Source organism: Streptococcus sp. HMSC056C01 (genome assembly GCF_001811305.1).
Classification (GTDB): Bacteria; Bacillota; Bacilli; order Lactobacillales; family Streptococcaceae; genus Streptococcus.
In genome coordinates, this window is the sequence record NZ_KV804199.1 from 45,668 (window position 1) to 47,200 (window position 1,533).

Consider the following 1,533-nt stretch of genomic DNA (forward strand, 5'->3'; position numbering starts at 1 on the left):
CATTCACAGGTAAAGCACCGGCCGTAACGGTTGTCCGTGAAGATAAGAACGGAACCAAAGCATCTGCAACCTACATACCAACAGTAACACCGGTTAAACCAACTGCAGCACCAGCTGAATCAACAGATGTTCAAGGTGCCACTCAAACAGGTAAACCTGTATTCACTGAAGGTGACAGCCGTGTACCAATGAACGGTGACGTTCCAGCTATTTTCGACGATGGCTCAACTATCAAGACAGTTGACGGTGTTGGTACATACACAGTAGTAGCAGATGGTACAGTAACCTTCGTACCTGAGAAATCATTTACTGGAACTGCTTCAGCTGTGACGGTTGTTCGCGAAGATAAGAACGGAACAAAAGCCTCTGCAACTTACACACCAACCGTAACACCAGTAACACCGACAGCAACACCAGCTGAATCAACAGATATCCAAGGTGCGACTCAAACAGGTAAACCTGAATTTACTGAAGGTAATAGCCGTGTACCAATGAACGATGATGTTCCAGCAACATTTGACGATGGTTCAACGACTGAAACTGTGGAAGGTGTTGGTACATATACAGTAGCAGCAGACGGAACTGTGACATTTGTTCCAGAACCAAGCTTTACAGGTACTGCACCAGCCGTAACCGTTGTTCGTGAAGATAAGAACGGAACCAAAGCCTCTGCGACTTATACACCAACTGTAAATCCGGTTACTCTTACTCCAACAAATAAAGTTTCTGAAGACATTCAAAATGTTCCTCAAACAGAGACTCCTACATTTGCATTGAGTGATGATGAGACTGCTCAAATTACAAGTAAGAAATTGATTGATCCTGCAACAGGTCAACCAACCGATGAAACAACTGTGACAGTAGCAGGCGAAGGAACATATACAATTGATCCTACTACAGGAGTAGTAACCTTCACTCCTGAAAAAGACTTTGTCGGAACTGCAACAGGTGTAACAGTTCAAGCAACTGCAACCATTACAAATGCCAATGGTAAGACTTCAACCATCACTTCAGATGCGACTTATACACCAACTGTTGTAGCTGCTGTTCCAACAGCTCAACCAGCCACTTCAAAAGATATCCAAGGTGCGACACAAACTGGAACACCAACCTTTGAAGGTGCAACTGTTCAAGTAAATGGTCAAGATAAAGCGATTACGATTAAAGAAGATAGCTACACACTTTTGGATAATGATGGTAATGAAGTAACAAGCACACCAGCTTATGCTGAAGATGGCACAACTGAAATTGGTACTTATTCAATTGATCAAGCAACTGGACAAGTAACCTTCACACCGACGGATAAATCATACACAGGTGTAGTAACACCAGCCAAGGTTCAAGCTGAAAGCTCAAACGGTATCAAGGTGGATACAACTTACACGCCTGAAATCGTTTCTGTCACACCAACAGCAACTCCAGCTGAAACAACTGATATTCAAGGTGCCACCCAAACAGGTAAGCCTGAATTCAAGGGTGGAACAGTAACTGTTGATGGCGTTGAGAAAACAGTAGCTATCAATGAAGCTATTC

1 pseudogene is annotated in these 1,533 nt (G+C 43.4%); it reads left to right on the plus strand.

Going from position 1 to position 1,533, the window contains the following annotated elements:
* A pseudogene (locus HMPREF2795_RS05100) lies at nt 1-1,533 on the plus strand (CshA family fibrillar surface protein C); the annotation flags it as partial.